Raw genomic sequence first — 17,435 nt, forward strand, 5'->3', positions numbered from 1 at the left:
CGAGCGGGCGCGCTCAGAGGTCGAAGGCCGCCCGCACGCCCTCGTTGACCACGACGCCGGCACGCACGTTGAGGCCCTTCGCCAGGGCCGGATCGGCGGATGCCGCGGCCTCCCAGCCCGCGTCGGCGATCCGCGTGATGTAGGGCAGCGTGGCATTTGAGAGGGCGCGCGTCGAGGTGTGGGGCACGGCGCCGGGCATGTTCGCGACGCAGTAGAACAGCGAGTCGTGGACGCGGAAGGTGGGCGCGTCGTGAGTCGTCGGACGCGACCCCTCGAAGCAGCCGCCCTGGTCGATCGCGATGTCGACGAGCACCGAGCCCGGCTTCATCGCCGCGACCATGTCGTCGGTGACGAGCTTGGGCGCCGCGGCACCCGGTATCAGCACCGAGCCGATCACGAGGTCGGCGTCGGCGAGCTGCTCGGCGATCTCGAGGCGGGTGGAGGCTCGCGTCTGGATCGCGCCGCCGAAACGCTCCTCGAGCTGGCGGAGCTTGGGCAGCGAGATGTCGATGACGGTGACGTTCGCACCGAGCCCGAGGGCGTTGGCCGCGGCGTGCTCGCCCGCGACGCCGCCGCCGATCACGACCACCTTCGCCTTGGGCGTGCCCGGAACGCCGCCGGGGAGGAGTCCTCGACCGCCCGAGGCGCGGAGCAGGTGGTGAGCCCCCTCGATGATCGAGAGGCGCCCGGCGACCTCGCTCATCGGCGCGAGGAGCGGCAGGGCGCGGTCCGCGGTCTGGACGGTCTCGTAGGCGACCGCGGTGGTCCCGGCGGCCATCAGAGCGTCGGTGAGCGGGCGGTCGGCGGCGAGGTGCAGGTAGGTGAAGAGCGTGAGGTCCGGACGCAGCCGCGCGTACTCGGGGGCGATGGGTTCCTTCACCTTGACGAGCAGCTCCGCGCGCGCCCACGTCTCGTCCGCGCTCGCCACGATCTCGGCGCCCGCCGCGCGGTACTGGTCGTCGGAGAACCCGCTGCCCTCACCGGCTCCGGCCTGCACGAGAACCTCGTGGCCGCGATGCGCGAGGGCGTCGACGCCCGCCGGCGTCATGGCGACGCGGTTCTCGTTGTTCTTGATCTCGGTGGGCACGGCGACGCGCATCGGTTCCTCCTCTGAGTGGTGGTGGCAGGAAGAATCGCAGAAATCTCTGTTTCCGTTGCGTTAATCCGCAGATTCTTCGAAATGCATGTCACATGCGCCGGTATTCTCGCCAAGAAGCCGCCTCACCCGATCTACGAGCCGAAGGATCTGCGATGACCGATGACGAACTGCACCCGCTCGATGCGCGGATCATCGAGATGCTCTCCGCGGACGCCCGGATGACGAACGCCGCCCTCGCTGACGCGCTCGGGGTCGCGGCATCCACCGCTCACACCCGCGTTCGCGCCCTCGTCGACCGCGGGCTCATCACGGGCTTCCACGCCGCCGTCGACCAGAGCCGTCTCGGCCGGGGCCTCCAGGCCATCGTCGGCGTGACGCTTCGACCCGGGCAGCGTCACGAGAGCATCCGCGCCTTCGCGCAGGAGATCCGTCGGCATCCGGACGTCATCCAGTTGTTCTTCCTCGGCGGGGCCGACGACTTCCTGGTCCACATCGCCGTCGACGACTCGTCAGCGGTGCGTCGCTTCGTCGTCGATCAGCTCTCGGCGCGGCACAGCGTGGCATCCACGCGCACGAGCATCATCTTCGAGTACCACCGCAACGCCCTGGCAGCCGATTTCACCTGATCTCGCGTCGACGTCACGTCATAAAACGGTCGGGTAGCGCGAGAGCCTCCCGCACCGACAGCGGTTCCCTGCCGAGGAGGGTGCCCAGAAGCGGATCCGTCCCGGCGAAGAACCCTCGTTCCGCCGCCTGGAAGATGGTCAGCGAGAACCTCGCCCGCATCTCCGGCTGTCCCGCCTCGACAGCGAGACGGACCCAGTGCTCCGCATCGACGATCTCGACGCCGATCGGCCTTCCCGCCACCTCGGACGCGGGCCCCGTCAGATCGGTGAAGCGCGGCGCAGCGGGAGCCGTCAACGTCACAGGCCCATCGGGGATGACCGCCCCGCCCAACAGCACCGCCGCAGCCTCGGCGACATCGTCGCGCGAGGTCCACGAGACCGGTCCGTCCGCGGGGACCGCGATGCGGTCGTTCGAACGCCACGACCCCAGGAGCCAGTCGAGGCTGTGAGCGTAGAAGCCGTTCCGCAGCGCGGTCCAGCTCGTTCCGGAGCCCGCCAGGATAGCCTCGGTAGCGGCGTGAACACGGGCCGGCGGAAACGGCGAGTCGGTGTGGGCACCCTGGTGGCTGGTGTAGAGAACCCGACCGACTCCGGCCGCCACCGCGGCCTCGATGGCGTTCCGATGGAGAGCCACGGTGTCGCCACCCGGATCGTTGGACGAGACCAGGAGGACCCGGTCCGCTCCCCGGAGCGCCTCACGGAGACCGGCGGGATCCTCGTACCGCCCCGCGCGGACCGTCGCACCCGCACGAGCGAACCGCTCGGCCCGCTCGGGATCGCGCGCGATGATCGTGAGCTCGGAGGGGGGCACGATGCGAAGCAGATGCTCGACGGTGCGGCCGTTGAGGGCTCCCGTTGCCCCGGTGATGGCGATCATTGTTCGACCCTTCTCGATATCGGTGGAAACGCTCAAAACGTATCATTGATATCACTTTGATAGCAACGAATCGTTATCATCGATACATGCCCGTGCCCACCGTTCGTGACGATGTCCGCGAGCGCATCATCGCCGCTGCCGCACAGCTCCTCGAAGACGAGGGGGTGTCCGCGGTCACGACGAGAGCGGTGGCCGAACACGCCAGCACACAGGCCCCCACGATCTACCGCCTCTTCGGCGACAAGGACGGACTGCTCGACGCCGTCGCCGAACACGCGCTGGCGCAGTTCAGCGCCGCGAAGGCCGCCGCCCTGTCGACACCCGCCGACCCCGTCGACCCGGTCGAGGAACTCCGCGCGAGTTGGCGAGAGACCGTCGGTTTCGGGCTCGCCCACCCCGACCTGTTCCTCATCATCAGCGACCCTCGCCGCGGGCGGGACTCCGCTGCCATGGTCACCGGGATCCGCGTGCTGGAAGAGCGGCTGCGCCGTGTCGCCGCGGCGGGGCGCCTGCGGATTCCCGTCCCGGATGCCGTGACCCTCGTCCACGCGGCCGGGACCGGGGCGGTGTTCGCACTTCTCGAACAGGACGTTGCGGCTCGCCGCCTGAACCTCGCCGAAACTCTCATGGAGACCGTCCTCGCGGGCATCCTCGTCGACACCCCGCTCCCCCGAACGGACGCGGTGGATCCCCCCGCCCGCGCCGCGGCCGTCACACTGCGGGCGACGGCCCACGATCTCACCGCCCTCTCCCCCTCCGAACAGGCGCTCCTGTCCGAGTGGCTCGATCGGGTGATCGACACCTCGGAGTGAGGCCGCGAGCCGTGACACCGTCGGGCCATGGTTCCGCACGCGGATCCCGCGGGGAAGAGCACGGCAGCCCCCTCGCGGCGCACCTCGGCGGACGGCGACTCCCGGCCGGTAAGGTGGCGGGACCGTGCACCGCCGCGCGGGAGGGGGAGAGTGATGCTGCTGACGATCGGCCTCGCCGCCATGTGCATCGGCGTCGCCGTCAGCGTGGTGGGGATCGCCCTGCCCCGCGCGTCCGCGCCCGTCCCGTTCACCACTTTCCTGCAGTACGCGACCATGGCCGGCATCTTCTCCATCGGGTCGACCGTGATGTACGTCGTGCACAGATACGACGGCGCACGGCTGGCACTGTCCGTCGGGGACGCCGGCATGGTGCTCGCGGCCGGAACCATGACCGTCGCCGTCGCGGCGCTGTCGACGCGACGCCGTCGTGCCGCTCTCGGCGTCGTCGCGGCCATCGCGATCACCACGGGGATCTGCACCGCGACCACCGGCGAGGACACGTCTCTCGTGATCAAGGCCGGGGTCCTCACGGTGGTGAGCGGCGCCTGCGCGCTGGCCGCCGCTCGTTCCCCGGTGGTTCCGCGAAGGCCCGCACGCCTGCTCGCCCTCGCGATGGGCCTCTACGCCGTGTACTCGGCGGCGCGCGCCGTCGTAGGGGTGACGACCGGATGGGCGGGTCCGGTGGGGGCGGTGTTCCGCTCCTTGGAGATCGGCGCGGCGATCGCCATCGCCACCGTCCTGGTCTGCGGGCTGACCGTCATCCTGTCCCTCGGATCGGCGACACGACTGTCGGACAGCGATCCGCAGGAACTCACGGTCATCGCCATCAGCGACGCGCGCCTCGTGGCGGCCGCGTACGGACCGGATCGTCTGAGGTCGCTCGTGGACGAGCTGCGGGTCGCGGCCCACGCTCTCGACGATCGTGCCGTCGACGTCCGACACGGCGTGGCCACGGCCCTGCCGTCGGCACTGTCGACCCTCGGCGACCAGATGCAGAACGCCTTCGGATGGAACCCCGAGGAGATCGCGCTTCTGGGCGAACGCGGCGGCCGGCGCGGCCGGATCGATCAGCACTGAAGGTGCGGCGCCGGGGCGGTGCTCAGCGCAGAGCAGCAGCGATCGCGGAGATGTCCGCCGGGGTCGAGCGGCAGCATCCGCCCACCAGCCGTGCGCCGGCGGCCACCCACGTCGGGGCGGCGTCGGCCAACGGCACGGCGCCGCCGTGCCAGGTGCGGGTCGCGGCATCCCACCGCTCCCCGGTGTTGGGGTAGGCCACGAGCGGGACGTCGGGCGCTTCGGCGAGGGCGGGGCCCACACTCTCGGGAGCGCAGCAGTTCACCCCGACGGCGATCACCCCGGGGATGGATGCCGCCGTCCGCAGCGCCCCCGCCAGAGCATCGGGAGCGGCGAAGCCGACGCTGTCGGCCGACAGACTCACGAAAGCGGGCACCTGCAGGTCGGCGAGCTCGATCGCGAGCGCCTCCACCTCGAGCGGGGAGGGGACGGTCTCGACCGCGAGCAGGTCGGCCCCGGCATCGGCGAGCACCGCGAGGCGGCGGTGATGCCGCGCGCGCAGCTGTGCAACGTCCAGCCCGTAGGCACCGGTGTACTCGCTGCCATCGGCGCGCAGTGCCCCGATCGGACCGACGGATGCCGCCACCAGAGCGCCCCCGGCCTCGCGCGCGAGCGACACCGAGCGCCGCAGCAGCGTCTCGACGTCGGCATCCGGGATCGGACCGCCGAAGCCCACCTGATACGAGGCTGTGATCAGGACGTCCGCGCCCGCCCCAGCGAACTCGGCGTGGGCGGCACGCACCTCGTCGGGGTCGTCGAGCAGGACGCGCGCCGACCAGAGCGGAGACGACACGTCGTTGCCGCGGCTCTCGAGCAGCGTGCCGAGTCCCCCGTCCAGAACGAGGGGACGCGTGATGAGGTCGATCACGCCTCGTGGGTCTCGCCGGCGGCGAGAACCCGGAGCACCCGCGCGAGCAGCGCCTGGTCGGCACGGCTGACGTCTCGCAAGGCGTCCGCCTCGAGCCGGACGAGCTCGGTCATGGCGGCATCCACCTTCTCGATGCCCTCGGGCGTGATGGCCACGAGGATCGCGCGCCCGTCGGACGGATTGGGGCGACGGTTGACGAGGCCGCGTTCGGCCAGCTTGTCGAGGCGGTTGGTCATGGCCGCGCTGCCGATCATCGTGGCCGAGATCAGGCGTGTCGCGCTGAGCTCCGTGCCGGCGCGGCGGAGGACGGCGAGGACGTCGAACTCCCACACGGCGATGTCGGCGCTCGCGAACGCGCGGGCGCGGAGCTTCGACAGGTGGAAGGCCGCGCGGCGCAGCCGCGACATGACATCCAGGGGCGTCAGATCGACCTCGGGGAGCAACTGCGACCAGGCATCGATGAGGAGATCGACCTCATCGTCCTTGTTGCTGGAGACAGTGGACACACAACGACGGTACCGGAGCCGGGGGAGGATGCGGCGCGCGCGGCGGCGGGTTGCGACGCGAGGGTGCGGGATGACGACGGGCTCGGGGCGGTGTCGGGGCAGTGCTGATGACCCCGGGGCGCCGCGTGTGGCCCCGTGGCCACACGCGACCGGGCGTCAACGCCGAACGTTCAGCCCAGGCGCCGCGCGAGCGACTCACCCGCGACGGCGAGCCATCGCGCGGGCTCCGCGAGCGCCGCTTCGGTCGAGCCGGCGAGCTCGACGAGCGAGACGGCCGCCGCGAACCCCGAGGTGTCGGCATCCGGGGAGATCCGTCCGGCGACGAGGCCGACCGCGCGCCCGCCCGCCCGCGCGAGCGCGGCGACCCTCGCCGGAGCCTTGCCGGTCGCCGAGCTGGCGTCGAACGACCCCTCCCCCGTCACGACGACGTCGGCCTCCCCGACCGCGGTGGCGAGCCCGATGAGATCGGCGATGCGCTCCGCTCCCGGAACGAGCTCGGCACCCCACGCCAGCAGGGCGGCACCGGTTCCGCCCGCCGCCCCGGCACCCGGGTGGGCGGCGTCGATCTCCAGCAGTGCCCCCGCCCGGGCGAGAGCGGTGTCCGCGTCTGCGATGTCGTCGGGCGCGAGGCCCTTCTGCGGGCCGAAGACCGCCGCGGCACCGGCCGGGCCGGTGAGCGGGCTGCGCACATCCGTCAGCACGACCGCCCCGCCGGCCGGCAGGGCGCGCAGCCCCGAACGATCCAGCCCCGCGGCGGCGCGCACGCCCCGCAGACCCGGCGCGACATCGAGGCCCTCGGCATCCGTGACGCGCGCACCGAGGGCGACCAGCATCCCCAATCCCGCGTCGGTCGAAGCGCTCGATCCGATCGCGACGACGAGGCGGGAGACGTCGTGATCCAACGCCGCGGCGATCGCCTCACCGAACCCGCGCGTGTCGGCGTCGAAGGGCCGCAGGTCCCCGTCGAGCAGTTCGATGCCCGACGTCGACGCCAGCTCGACGACCGCGGTTCCGCCGGGTGCTTCCGGCGTCTCGGGAAGGAGGACCCAGGATGCCGCGACCTCGCGCCCGTGCGGACCCGTGACCGTGACCGGCATCCGGCGCGCCCCGGGCACGGCGACGAGGAATGCGTCCAGCGTGCCCTCGCCGCCGTCCGCCATCGGCAGCTCGACGATCACGTCGTCGGCGCGCGCACCACGCCACCCCGCGGCGAGCGCCGCGGCTGCCGCGGCCGCGGAGATCGATCCCTTGAATCCGTCGGGGGCGAGCAGCACACGCGTCACGCGCCGACCCTATCGCGGGGTCTCGCACCGCCGAGCGTCCAAGAAACGCCGTGGCCGGTCGGCGACCGACGGCGTGTCGTGGACACTCACCGGGTGAGCGGCACGAGCGACGCTCATCGCGGCGGCGGCGGTGCGGTGGTTCCGCGGGCGACGAGGCGCGTCGCGAGCTGCAGGTGCGTCTCGGGCAGCTCCTCCCCGGCGAGCAGCGCCAAGACCATGCGTACGGCTTCCGCCCCGAGGATCTTCATCGGCTGGCGCACGGTCGTCAACGGCGGCTGAGCACGAGCGGCCTCGGGCACGTCGTCGAACCCCACGACGGACAGGTCGTCGGGAACACGCAGGCCCCGCTCGGCCGCGACGCGCACGATCGACAGCGCCGAGAGGTCGTTCGCGGCGAACACCGCGGTCGGCGGATCGGGCAGGGCGAGCATGGCCTGCGCCGCCTCGCGGGCGACATCCTGCTCGTAGTGCCCCTGCCCCACCAGCGCCGGATCGAAGGGGATGCCGGCGGCGGACAGGGCCTCGCGATACCCCGAGGCGCGGGCGACCGCCGACCGCAGGTCGGGTCGCCCCGCGATGAAGCCGATGCGGCGGTGGCCGAGCTGCACGAGGTGGTGGACGGCCTGCTGCGCCCCGGTGAAGCTGTCGGACTCGACGGTGGGGAGGTCGGCGCGGCCCGTGTGGGGGTCGATCGCGACGATGGGCACCTCGGCGGCGACGTTGACGACCGTGGGAGTCACGAGGATCGCCGCGTCGATGAGCGTGCCGCTGAGGCGGCTGAGCGAGCGCCGCTCCCACCCCTCGCCGTCGCGCCGCGCTCCGGTGTACGCGAGGAGGTCGTATCCGGTGTCGGACAGCGCTCCCCCGACGCCCTTGAGGATCTCTGCCGAGAACGGCTCGATGTCGGCGACGAGCACCCCGATCACGCCGGTTCGGCGGGACCGCATGCTGCTGGCGACGAGGCTGGACTCGTACCCGAGGTGGCGCACCGCGTCGAGGACGCGACCCACCGTCTCCGGCGACACCCCGTAGCGACCGTTGACGGCCTTGGACACCGTGGCCACCGAGACACCGGCGGCCGCGGCGACGTCGTGGATGGTGACGCGGCGGGTCATGGCATCAGACACTAGCGTGGAAATCATTTTCGAAAACGTTTGACGATGCTGCGCGGCCGGGCGACACTTCTGACACCCCGGGCCGCACACCCGGACGTGAACGACCGGCACCGAAGCCGAAAACCGGAGCATCCCGCGGGATGCACCTCGACGAAGAGAAACGGGAATCACATGAACACGAGGAAACTCCTCGCCGCCTCGGCCCTCGCGGTCGCCGGCACCCTCGCCCTCGGCGGCTGCGCCGGAGGCGGTGGCGGACAGAACGCCGATGGAAGCGTCACCCTGACGTTCTGGCACAACTCCACCACCGGCGACGGCAAGCAGTACTGGGAGGACACCGCCGCAGCCTTCGAAGCGGCCAACCCCGGAGTCACCATCGAGATCCAGTCCCTCCAGAACGAGGAGATGGACGGCAAGCTCCAGACCGCGCTGAACTCCGGCGACGCGCCCGACATCTTCATGGCCCGCGGTGGCGGCAAGCTCGCCGACATCGTGAAGGCCGGACAGGCGATGGACCTGACCGACAAGATCTCGCCCGAGGTCAAGACCGCGCTCGGCGGCTCGCTCGGCGCGTTCGAGGTCGACGGCAAGAACTACGGCATGCCCGTCGCGGTGCTCCCCTCGGGCATCTTCACCTCGCAGGACCTCCTCACCGCCGCGGGCGTCACCGAGGCGCCGGCGACCATCGACGACCTCGAGGCCGCGAACGCGAAGATCAAGGCCACCGGCGTCGCCCCGATCGCCGTGGGTGCCAAGGACGCGTGGCCCGCCGCGCACTGGTACTACAACTTCGCCCTCCGCGCCTGCGCCGAGGACGTGCTCACCGAGGCCGCCGAAAGCCGCAGCTTCGACGACCCGTGCTGGCTGAAGGCCGGCGAAGACCTGGAGTCGTTCCTGCAGACGCAGCCCTTCAACGAGGGATTCCTGACCACCGCCGCCCAGCAGGGCGCGGGTTCGTCGGCCGGTCTGCTCGCCAACCACCAGGCCGCCATGGAGCTCATGGGCGCCTGGAACCCGGGCGTCATCGCCTCGCTGACCCCCGACGAGCAGCCGCTCGCCGACCTCGGCTGGTTCCCCTTCCCGGAGGTCCCCGGTGGTGACGGCGAGCCCGGTGCCATCATGGGCGGCGTCGACGGCTACGCGTGCTGGGTCAACGCCCCCGCGCAGTGCACCGACTTCCTCAACTTCATGGTGACCAAGGAGAACCAGGAGGCCTACGCCGACGCGTTCCAGACCATCCCGGCCTCGAACGAGGCGACGGATGCCGTGACCACCCCCGCTCTGCAGTCGGCTCTGGCCGCTTACACCGACGCCCCGTACGTGTCGGTGTGGCTGGACACCCTCTACGGGCAGAACGTCGGTAACGCCCTGAACGTCGCCGTGGTCGACCTGTTCGCCGGTAAGGGCAGCCCGCAGGGCATCGTCGACGCCGTCAACTCGGCCGCTTCGCGCTCCTGAGGAGGCCTGCCATGACCACCGTGCGCGATCAGCTCGCAGCCGAGAGCGACACCGGGGTCCGCCGCCCGGCCGGGGAAGGCGCATCGCGCGCCTCCTCGGACCGGGCGGCGTCCGGTTGGCGTCGTCGTGAGAACTGGCGTATCCGCGGCGAACTCGCGATCCTCCTGGGCCCCGCCCTCGTGGTGTTCGTGTCGTTCGTCATCCTGCCGGTGGCCCTGGCCGCCTTCTACGGGTTCTACAGCTGGTCGGGATTCGGTGCGCCCACCGACTTCGTCGGCTTCCGGAACTACCTCACGATCCTCACCGACCCCGCCTTCCACGAGGCGCTCGGTCACAACGTCTTCATCGTCATCGGCTCGCTCGTGCTGCAGGGGCCGCTCGCCCTCGGGCTCGCGCTGCTGCTGAACCGCAAGATGCGCGCGCAGTCGCTCATCCGCGTGCTGATCTTCGTGCCCTACGTCATCTCCGAGGTCGTCGTCGGCCTCGGCTGGGGCCTCATGCTGCAGTCCGGCGGGGCGCTCAACGGCGCGCTGGAGAAGATCGGCCTGGGCGCCCTGCGCGCCGACTGGATCTCCGATCCGGCGCTGGCGATCTGGACGCTGCTGATCATCATCACGTGGAAGTACATCGGCTTCGCCGTCATCCTCTTCCTCGCCGGCCTCCAGGGAATCCCGGAGGAGCTGTCGGAGGCCGCCGCCATCGACGGTGCCTCGTTCTGGCAGATCCAGCGCCACATCGTGCTCCCGCTCATGGGACCCACGATCCGCATCTGGGCGTTCCTGTCGATCATCGGCTCCCTCCAGCTGTTCGACCTCGTCTGGATCATCTGGGGCCAGTACGTCGCCTCGACGGCGGGAACCTCGACCATGGCCACCTACATGGTCGCCAACGGCCGCAACGCCGGCAGCTTCGGTTACGGCAGCGCCGTCGCCGTCGTGATGTTCCTCATCTCCCTCGCCGTCGCCCTCATCTACCAGCGCTTCGTGCTCCGTCGTGACACGGCCGGCGCCCTCACGGGAGGCACCAAGTGACCGCCACCGCCACCCTCGTCGCACCGAAGGCGCCGCGCTCGGTCCGCCGCGCCCCCGCGGGCAGGAACCGCTCGAGCTCGGTGATCGTGGGCTTCGTCGCCCTGCTGCTGATCGGCCTGATGCTCGCCCCCGTGGTGTACATCATCCTCGGCGGCTTCCGCTCGAACGCCGAGATCACGGTCGACCCCTCGGGCTTCCCCACCCAGTGGAACTGGCAGAACTACGCCGACGTGCTTGTCAGCGGCATGTTCTGGGGACAGGTCGGAAACTCGGCGATCGCGGCGATCGCCACGACCGTCTTCGTCGTCGCGCTGGGACTCATGGCCGCATACGCGCTGTCGCGCTACCGCTTCCGCGGACGCGGCGCCGTGTACGCCCTGTTCACCGCCGGACTCATGTTCCCGATGACCGTGGCGATCACGCCGCTGTACATCCTCGTGCGCAACCTCGGACTGGCGAACTCCCTCGCGGGCGTCATCATTCCGCAGATCGCGTTCGCGCTGCCGCTGACGATCATCATCCTGTCGCCGTTCCTCGCGGCCATTCCGAAGGAGCTGCAGGAGGCCGCCTCGATCGACGGACTCGGACGTCTCGGGTTCTTCTGGCGCATGGTGCTGCCGCTGGCGGTTCCCGCGGTCGTCACCGTCGGCATCCTGGCCTTCGTCAACAGCTGGAACTCCTACATGCTCCCGCTGTTCATCCTCAACAACGAAGCCGCCTACACGCTGCCGCTGGGCACGCAGGCCTTCGCCTCTCAGTACTCGGTCGACACCGCCCGCGTGCTCGCATTCACCTCGCTGTCCATGATTCCCGCACTGCTGTTCTTCAGCGTCTTCGAGCGGCGGATCGTCGGCGGCCTCACCGGCGCCGTGAAGGGCTGACCCGCATGACCATCCACAAGACCGACGTCGGCGCGCCGCTCACCCCGGGCGTTTCGGTTCGCGTTCAGGCGCTCGTGGCCGAGATGACCCTCGACGAGAAGCTCGCGCAGCTCGTCGGCTACTGGGTCGACCAGGGCGATGAGGTCGTGGCGCCGATGTCCGGCGAGAAGGTCACCTCGACCGACTACGCGGAGGCCACCGTGCACGGTCTGGGCCATCTGACGCGCGTGTACGGGACCCGTCCCGTCGACCCGGCCGAGCGCGCGGCGTGGCTGTGGGGCGAGCAGCGTCGACTCAAGACCGAGACCCGTCTGGGCATCCCCGCGCTGGTGCACGAGGAGTGCCTCACCGGTTTCGCGGCGTGGAAGGCCGCGACCTTCCCGACGCCGCTCGCGTGGGGCGCGTCGTTCGACCCCGAGACCGTCGAGCTCGTGGCATCCGCGATCGGACGCTCGATGCACGAGGTCGGGGTGCATCAGGGCCTGGCCCCGGTGCTCGACGTCATCCGCGACCCGCGGTGGGGGCGGGTCGACGAGTGCATCGCGGAGGATCCGTACGTGGTGGGGACGATCGGGACCGCGTACGTGCGGGGCCTGCAGTCCGCCGGCGTGCACGCGACGCTGAAGCACTTCGTGGGGTACTCGGGCTCGCAGGCGGGCCGCAACCACGCTCCCGTCCACGTCGGGCCTCGTGAGCTGCAGGACGTGTTCCTCCCGCCGTTCGAGATGGCGGTGCGCGACGGCGGTGTGCGCTCGGTGATGAACTCCTACGCCGAGATCGACGGGGCGCCCGTCGCCTCCTCCCCCGAGCTGCTCACAGACCTCCTGCGCCGCCGGTGGGGTTTCGACGGCACCGTCGTGTCCGACTACTTCGCCGTGGAGTTCCTGCGCTCGATGCACGGGGTCGCCGGCTCCCTCGGGGAGGCCGCGCAGCTCGCACTCGAGGCCGGGATCGACGTCGAGCTGCCCGGACCCGACGCGTATCCGCACCTCGCCGAGCGGGTGGCCTCGGGCGCCCTCCCCGAGGCCGTCATCGATCGGGCCGTCGCCCGTGTGCTCGCGGAGAAGGAGGACCTCGGCCTCCTGGATGCCACCTTCGACGACGCCCCGACCTCGATCGACCTCGACGACGCCGAGCACCGCGCGCTGGCCTACCGCCTCGCGGTCGAGAGCGCCGTGCTGCTGCGCAACGACGGCGTGCTCCCGCTGTCCGCACCCGGGCGCATCGCCGTGATCGGACCGAACGGCGACAGCGCCGAGGCCCTCATGGGCTGCTACTCCTTCGCGAACCACGTGCTCGCCCACCACCCCGGCACACCGATGGGGTTCGAGATCCCGACGGTGCGCGAGGCGCTTGCCGCCCGCTTCGGCGACGTGGTCCAGGCCGACGGCGTCGCGGTCGAGGGGACGGACGCCACCGGCATCGCCGCGGCGGTCGATCTCGCGCGTTCCGCGGACGTCGCCGTGGTGGTCGTCGGCGACCGCGCGGGACTGTTCGGCCGCGGCACCGTCGGCGAGGGCAACGACGCGGATTCGCTCGAGCTTCCGGGCCTGCAGCGTCGCCTCGTCGAGGAGATCGTGGCCACCGGCACCCCCGTGGTGATGGTCCTGCTCACCGGCCGCCCCTACGCGATCGGCTGGGCACTGGACGAGGCCTCGGGCCCGGCCGCCGTCATCCAGGCGTTCTTCCCGGGGGAGGAGGGCGGGCCCGCGCTGGCCGCACTCCTGGCCGGGGATGCCACGCCCTCGGGGCGACTCCCCGTCTCCCTCCCCCGCTCCGCCGGCGCACAGCCGTACTCGTACCTTCACCCGATCCTCGGCGGCCCCACCGAGGTCACGAGCACCGACCCGACCCCCGTGCGGCCGTTCGGGTTCGGGCTGTCGTACACGACCTTCCGTCGCGAGGACCTGAGGGGGGATGCGGAGGTGCGGGCCGGAGGCGCCTTCGCCGCGAGCGTCCGCGTGACCAACACGGGCGAACGTCGCGGAGCCGACGTCGTGCAGCTGTACGCCCACCGCGCGGTGGCGAGCATCACGCGGCCCGTCGCGCAACTGGCGGCCTACGCCCGCGTCGACCTGGAGCCCGGCGAGAGCGCCGAGGTGCGGTTCACGATCCCGGCATCCCGCCTGGCGTACAGCGACCGGACGCTCCGCCGCGTCGTCGAGCCCGGGGACGTCGAGCTGCGGGTCGGTCCCTCGTGCGCGTCGGTGGACGAGACCGTGACGCTGCACCTCACCGGCCCGACGTACGAGCTGCGTCCCGACGACGCGCGTGTGGTCGGCGTGGAGGTGCGCCGGGCCTGAGGGCGGCGCCCCCGGCTCGGCCCCTCGTCCTCTCTCCCCCCTGTGTCCGCGAGACTTCATCGCGCCGACGATTCCCTTGAAGACTGCACGGGAGATGTCGGCGCGATGAAGTCTCGCGGGGCATCGCCCCACGAGGCGAGGGCGGCGGGGCGAGGGCGGCGGGGGGGGGCGAGGGCGGCGGGGCGAGGGGCGCCCGACGGGTAGCGTGGACGGATGACGCTCTCCGACGAGCCCACGGCGGCCTCACGCATGCACCACGAGAGTGGGACCGCCGGCGCTGATCCGTGGTCGATCGACCTGGAGCGCATCCAGTTCTCGCCCTACTTCTCGCGCCTGTCGGCCGTGACCCAGGTGGTGTCGCCCTCGATCTCGGGGGCGCCGGTCCACAATCGCCTCACACACTCGCTGAAGGTCAGCGCGATCGCGCGTGTCGTCGCGCTGCAGTTGAACACGCGCGCCGGCGTCGACGTGTGCAACCCGACCGTCGTCGAGGCCGCCGCCTACGCCCACGATCTCGGCCACCCGCCCTTCGGGCACCTCGGCGAGACGACCCTCGACCGGCTGGCCCGCACCGAGCTCGGCCTCACCGACGGGTTCGAGGGCAACGCCCAGACGTATCGCATCCTCGCCGCCCTCGACGTGGTCGAGAACGCCCCGCACGGGCTCAACCTCACCGCCGCGGTGCGTGCGGCCTCGGCGAAGTACCCGTGGTCGCCGGCGGTGTCCGCGGCCGAGATCGAGCGGCTCGGTCCGCCCCGTGGCATCCGTCGCGCTCCCGACGGCGCGTACCGCGTGCACAAGTACTCCGTCTACGACCTCGACGCCGACGACCTCGATCAGGCTCGGGCGGGGGTGGATGCCGAGCCGCTCCGGCAGACGATCGAGGGCGCCGTGATGGACCTCGCCGACGACATCGCGTACTCGGTGCACGACGTCGACGACTTCTACCGCGCGGGCATCCTCGACCACGCCCCGATCGCGGCGGAGTTCCGCGGGTGGCTCGACGACGTGATCGAGTGGCGCTCGCGCGACGACGCCGACGTCCGCGCGGAGCTTGTCCCGGGAGCGGCCCTGGAGCGCCTGCGCCGGAAGATGCGCCGCGACGACCCCTGGATCGCCGACGACGAGGCGTTCCTCGCGGCGGTGAGCGACGTGGATGCCGAGCTGGTCACCGACCTGCTCGCCCGACCGTTCGACGGGTCGTTGACGGCCGAACGGCGTCTGGCCGTGTTCACCGACCGGTGGATCCGCCGCTTCCAGGAGTCCGCCCAGCTTCGTCCCCTCGACACGCCGCGAGCGGGTCCGGTCACGCTGTCTCCGTCGGCGTGGCACCACGTCGAGGTGCTGAAGTTCGTCCACAAACGCTTCGTCCTGAGCCGCCCCGACCTCGCGATCCAGCAGCGCGGCATGAGCCGCATCCTCGCGCGGTCCGTGCGCGCGCTCGGCGAGTGGCTCGACGACGACCTCGACCGCGCGCGCACCCCGCGCCGCCTGCGCGAGCTCATCGCTCTCGCGCGGGAGCAGTACGCGCTCCTCCCGGCGGAACGTCGCCCCTCGGATGCCGAAGCCGAGACGCTCGCGCGCTCCCGCGGAATCGTGGACTACGTGGCATCCCTCACCGACGCCCAGGCCTTCACGCTGTCGGAGGCGATCTCCGGCCGCGCCGACCGCCTCTGGTCGCTGGGGCAGAGGCTGTAGCGCAGCGCCGGGTACCCGGCATCCCTTGTCCCACTTATTGCCAGCTGGAGCCGCCCCAAACAGCACCTATTGGGACACGCACCGCCAGAAGTGGGACGAGGGGTACCGCCGCCCGCACGCACGAATGCCCCGGATCCGCGGGCGTCCCACCACCGACGCGGATCCGGGGCACGGTTCGTGCGCCGGGGTGAACCGGTGCACAGGCGCGCCCCGGCGGGGACGCGCACGTGCCGCACCGCCCCGGGGCACGAAGCAACCCGGGGCGGCGGGGATCAGATGCCCTGGGCCAGGCGGTAGTACGCCTGGTTCCAGCGCAGCTCGCTCTGGAAGCCGCGGACCGTGGTGTCCTCGTCGATGACGACGAGCTCGGTCTTGGCGATCTCGGCGAAGTCGCGGAACACCTCGATGCCCACGGCCGTGGTCATCACGGTGTGGTGCGCGGCGCCGGCGGCGAGCCAGCACGCGGCGGAGGTCGCGAAGTCGGGCGCCGGCTTCCACACGGCGCGGCCGACGGGGAGCTTGGGCAGGTCGGGAGCCTCGACGTTCTCGACGACGTTCGCGGTGAGGCGGAAGCGGTCGCGCATGTCGCTCAGCGCCACGACGAGCGCGGGGCCCGGGTCGGCGGTGAAGACCAGGCGCACCGGGTCCTCCTTGCCGCCGATGCCGAGCTCGTGGATCTCCAGGCGCGGCTTCTTCGTGGTGAGCGACGGCGAGACCTCGAGCATGTGCGCGCCGAGGATGCGCTCGTTGCCGGGGACGAGGTCATAGGTGTAGTCCTCCATGAGCGACGCACCACCGGGGAGGCCCGCGCCCATGACGTTCGCGACGCGCACGAGGATCGCCGTCTTCCAGTCGCCCTCGGCGCCGAAGCCGTAGCCCTCGGCCATGAGGCGCTGGACCGCGAGGCCCGGCAGCTGCTTCAGCGCACCGAGGTCTTCGAACGACGTCGTGAAGGCGCCGAAGCCGCCCTCTTCGAGGAAGGAGCGCAGGCCCAGCTCGATCGCGGCGCCGTCACGCAGCGACTGGTGGCGCGCGCCGCCGGGAAGCAGCTCGTCGACCACGTCGTAGCTGTCGATGTACTCCTGCACGAGCGCGTCGATGTCGGCATCCGCGGCCTTCTCGACGGCCTCGACCAACTCGTTGACGCCCCACGTGTTGACCTGCACGCCGAAACGCAGCTCGGCCTCGGTCTTGTCGCCCTCGGTGACGGCGACGAAGCGCATGTTGTCACCGAAGCGGGCGAGCTTGAGGGTGCGGGCGGCGGTCCAGCCGGCGGCGGCGCGCTCCCAGTCCTCGATCTGCTGACGAACCGCGGGGTTCGACACGTGTCCGACGACGGTCTTGCGCGCGACGCCGAGGCGCGTCTGGATGTACCCGAACTCGCGGTCGCCGTGGGCGGCCTGGTTGAGGTTCATGAAGTCGAAGTCGATGTCGTTCCACGGCAGCTCGACGTTCGCCTGCGTGTGCAGGTGCAGCAGCGGCTTCTGCAGGGCGTCGAGGCCGGCGATCCACATCTTCGCGGGGCTGAAGGTGTGCATCCACGCGATGACGCCGATGACGTCGTCGCGGCCGTTGACCTCGAGGGCCATACGACGGATGCTGTCGGAGTCCTTCAGCACGGGCTTCCAGACGACCTTCACGGGGAGGCCGGCGAGGCCCTCGACGACGGCCTGCGACTGCTCGGCGACCTGCTTCAGGGTCTCCTCGCCGTAGAGGTTCTGGCTGCCGGTGACGAACCAGACCTCGTAGCCGTCGAGGTCGTTCTTGAGCTTCGTGCGGGTCATGACTGTTCCTTTTCGAGTGA

The 17,435-nt window shown here is 71.3% G+C and carries 15 protein-coding genes; 8 read left to right on the plus strand and 7 right to left on the minus strand.

Annotated elements, in window-relative coordinates:
* Positions 1 to 13: 13 nt before the first annotated feature.
* Positions 14 to 1,099, minus strand: coding sequence for an alanine dehydrogenase (gene ald, locus ABC271_RS14325; protein ID WP_412925504.1), 1,086 nt, complete (start codon positions 1,097 to 1,099; stop codon positions 14 to 16).
* 152 nt (positions 1,100 to 1,251) lie between these two features.
* On the opposite strand from ald, the gene ABC271_RS14330 reads away from it, so the two are divergent.
* Positions 1,252 to 1,725, plus strand: a complete 474-nt coding sequence (locus tag ABC271_RS14330; RefSeq protein ID WP_412925505.1) for an Lrp/AsnC family transcriptional regulator — start codon at positions 1,252 to 1,254, stop codon at positions 1,723 to 1,725.
* Positions 1,726 to 1,738: 13 nt separating this feature from the next.
* Here the strand turns inward: ABC271_RS14330 and ABC271_RS14335 are convergent, their stop codons facing one another.
* Positions 1,739 to 2,602 (minus strand): NAD(P)H-binding protein, encoded by an 864-nt coding sequence (locus ABC271_RS14335; RefSeq protein WP_412925506.1) that lies wholly within the window; start codon positions 2,600 to 2,602, stop codon positions 1,739 to 1,741.
* 86 nt (positions 2,603 to 2,688) lie between these two features.
* On the opposite strand from ABC271_RS14335, the gene ABC271_RS14340 reads away from it, so the two are divergent.
* Together ABC271_RS14340 and ABC271_RS14345 are read left to right on the plus strand one after the other, a co-directional pair.
* Positions 2,689 to 3,414, plus strand: a complete 726-nt coding sequence (locus ABC271_RS14340; RefSeq protein WP_412925507.1) for a TetR/AcrR family transcriptional regulator — start codon at positions 2,689 to 2,691, stop codon at positions 3,412 to 3,414.
* Between the two features lie 153 nt (positions 3,415 to 3,567).
* Entirely contained in the window at positions 3,568 to 4,491 is a 924-nt protein-coding gene (locus tag ABC271_RS14345) for a hypothetical protein (RefSeq protein ID WP_412925508.1), read from the plus strand.
* 22 nt (positions 4,492 to 4,513) lie between these two features.
* Here the strand turns inward: ABC271_RS14345 and mmuM are convergent, their stop codons facing one another.
* From mmuM to ABC271_RS14365, 4 genes are all read right to left on the minus strand, one after another.
* Positions 4,514 to 5,356: a homocysteine S-methyltransferase gene (gene mmuM / locus ABC271_RS14350; RefSeq protein ID WP_412925510.1), complete on the minus strand. Its 843-nt coding sequence runs from the start codon at positions 5,354 to 5,356 to the stop codon at positions 4,514 to 4,516.
* The gene (locus ABC271_RS14355; protein WP_412925511.1) at positions 5,353 to 5,862 is read right to left on the minus strand and encodes a MarR family winged helix-turn-helix transcriptional regulator; all 510 of its coding nucleotides are present in this window, start codon (positions 5,860 to 5,862) and stop codon (positions 5,353 to 5,355) included. The genes mmuM and ABC271_RS14355 overlap by 4 nt, the downstream gene beginning before the upstream one ends.
* A gap of 170 nt (positions 5,863 to 6,032) precedes the next feature.
* The gene (locus tag ABC271_RS14360; RefSeq protein WP_412925512.1) at positions 6,033 to 7,145 is read right to left on the minus strand and encodes a glycerate kinase; all 1,113 of its coding nucleotides are present in this window, start codon (positions 7,143 to 7,145) and stop codon (positions 6,033 to 6,035) included.
* Positions 7,146 to 7,258: 113 nt separating this feature from the next.
* A complete protein-coding gene (locus ABC271_RS14365) occupies positions 7,259 to 8,260 on the minus strand; it encodes a LacI family DNA-binding transcriptional regulator (protein ID WP_412925513.1) in 1,002 nt (333 codons plus the stop codon).
* 171 nt (positions 8,261 to 8,431) lie between these two features.
* On the opposite strand from ABC271_RS14365, the gene ABC271_RS14370 reads away from it, so the two are divergent.
* From ABC271_RS14370 to ABC271_RS14390, 5 genes are all read left to right on the plus strand, one after another.
* Positions 8,432 to 9,718 carry an extracellular solute-binding protein gene (locus tag ABC271_RS14370; protein WP_412925514.1) on the plus strand — a complete coding sequence of 429 codons (1,287 nt, stop codon included), beginning with the start codon at positions 8,432 to 8,434 and terminating at the stop codon, positions 9,716 to 9,718.
* An 11-nt stretch (positions 9,719 to 9,729) separates the two neighbouring features.
* Entirely contained in the window at positions 9,730 to 10,749 is a 1,020-nt protein-coding gene (locus ABC271_RS14375) for a carbohydrate ABC transporter permease (RefSeq protein ID WP_412925515.1), read from the plus strand.
* Positions 10,746 to 11,630: a carbohydrate ABC transporter permease gene (locus tag ABC271_RS14380; protein WP_412925516.1), complete on the plus strand. Its 885-nt coding sequence runs from the start codon at positions 10,746 to 10,748 to the stop codon at positions 11,628 to 11,630. The genes ABC271_RS14375 and ABC271_RS14380 overlap by 4 nt, the downstream gene beginning before the upstream one ends.
* A gap of 5 nt (positions 11,631 to 11,635) precedes the next feature.
* Positions 11,636 to 13,933 carry a beta-xylosidase/alpha-l-arabinosidase gene (locus ABC271_RS14385; protein WP_412925517.1) on the plus strand — a complete coding sequence of 766 codons (2,298 nt, stop codon included), beginning with the start codon at positions 11,636 to 11,638 and terminating at the stop codon, positions 13,931 to 13,933.
* A 213-nt stretch (positions 13,934 to 14,146) separates the two neighbouring features.
* Positions 14,147 to 15,631, plus strand: coding sequence for a deoxyguanosinetriphosphate triphosphohydrolase family protein (locus ABC271_RS14390; protein WP_412925518.1), 1,485 nt, complete (start codon positions 14,147 to 14,149; stop codon positions 15,629 to 15,631).
* Positions 15,632 to 15,903: 272 nt separating this feature from the next.
* Here the strand turns inward: ABC271_RS14390 and araA are convergent, their stop codons facing one another.
* Entirely contained in the window at positions 15,904 to 17,415 is a 1,512-nt protein-coding gene (gene araA, locus ABC271_RS14395) for an L-arabinose isomerase (RefSeq protein ID WP_412925519.1), read from the minus strand.
* Positions 17,416 to 17,435: the final 20 nt, after the last annotated feature.

Source organism: Microbacterium canaveralium, from assembly GCF_047238045.1.
Classification (GTDB): domain Bacteria; phylum Actinomycetota; class Actinomycetes; order Actinomycetales; family Microbacteriaceae; genus Microbacterium.

Excerpts from the sequence above, each read along its gene's own strand:
- ald (WP_412925504.1), bottom strand. The coding sequence starts at position 1,099 with ATGCGCGTCGCCGTGCCCACCGAGATCAAGAACAACGAGAACCGCGTC.
- ABC271_RS14330 (WP_412925505.1), top strand. The coding sequence starts at position 1,252 with ATGACCGATGACGAACTGCACCCGCTCGATGCGCGGATCATCGAGATG.
- ABC271_RS14335 (WP_412925506.1), bottom strand. The coding sequence starts at position 2,602 with ATGATCGCCATCACCGGGGCAACGGGAGCCCTCAACGGCCGCACCGTC.
- ABC271_RS14340 (WP_412925507.1), top strand. The coding sequence starts at position 2,689 with ATGCCCGTGCCCACCGTTCGTGACGATGTCCGCGAGCGCATCATCGCC.
- ABC271_RS14345 (WP_412925508.1), top strand. The coding sequence starts at position 3,568 with ATGCTGCTGACGATCGGCCTCGCCGCCATGTGCATCGGCGTCGCCGTC.
- ABC271_RS14365 (WP_412925513.1), bottom strand. The coding sequence starts at position 8,260 with ATGACCCGCCGCGTCACCATCCACGACGTCGCCGCGGCCGCCGGTGTC.
- ABC271_RS14370 (WP_412925514.1), top strand. The coding sequence starts at position 8,432 with ATGAACACGAGGAAACTCCTCGCCGCCTCGGCCCTCGCGGTCGCCGGC.
- ABC271_RS14375 (WP_412925515.1), top strand. The coding sequence starts at position 9,730 with ATGACCACCGTGCGCGATCAGCTCGCAGCCGAGAGCGACACCGGGGTC.
- ABC271_RS14385 (WP_412925517.1), top strand. The coding sequence starts at position 11,636 with ATGACCATCCACAAGACCGACGTCGGCGCGCCGCTCACCCCGGGCGTT.
- ABC271_RS14390 (WP_412925518.1), top strand. The coding sequence starts at position 14,147 with ATGACGCTCTCCGACGAGCCCACGGCGGCCTCACGCATGCACCACGAG.
- araA (WP_412925519.1), bottom strand. The coding sequence starts at position 17,415 with ATGACCCGCACGAAGCTCAAGAACGACCTCGACGGCTACGAGGTCTGG.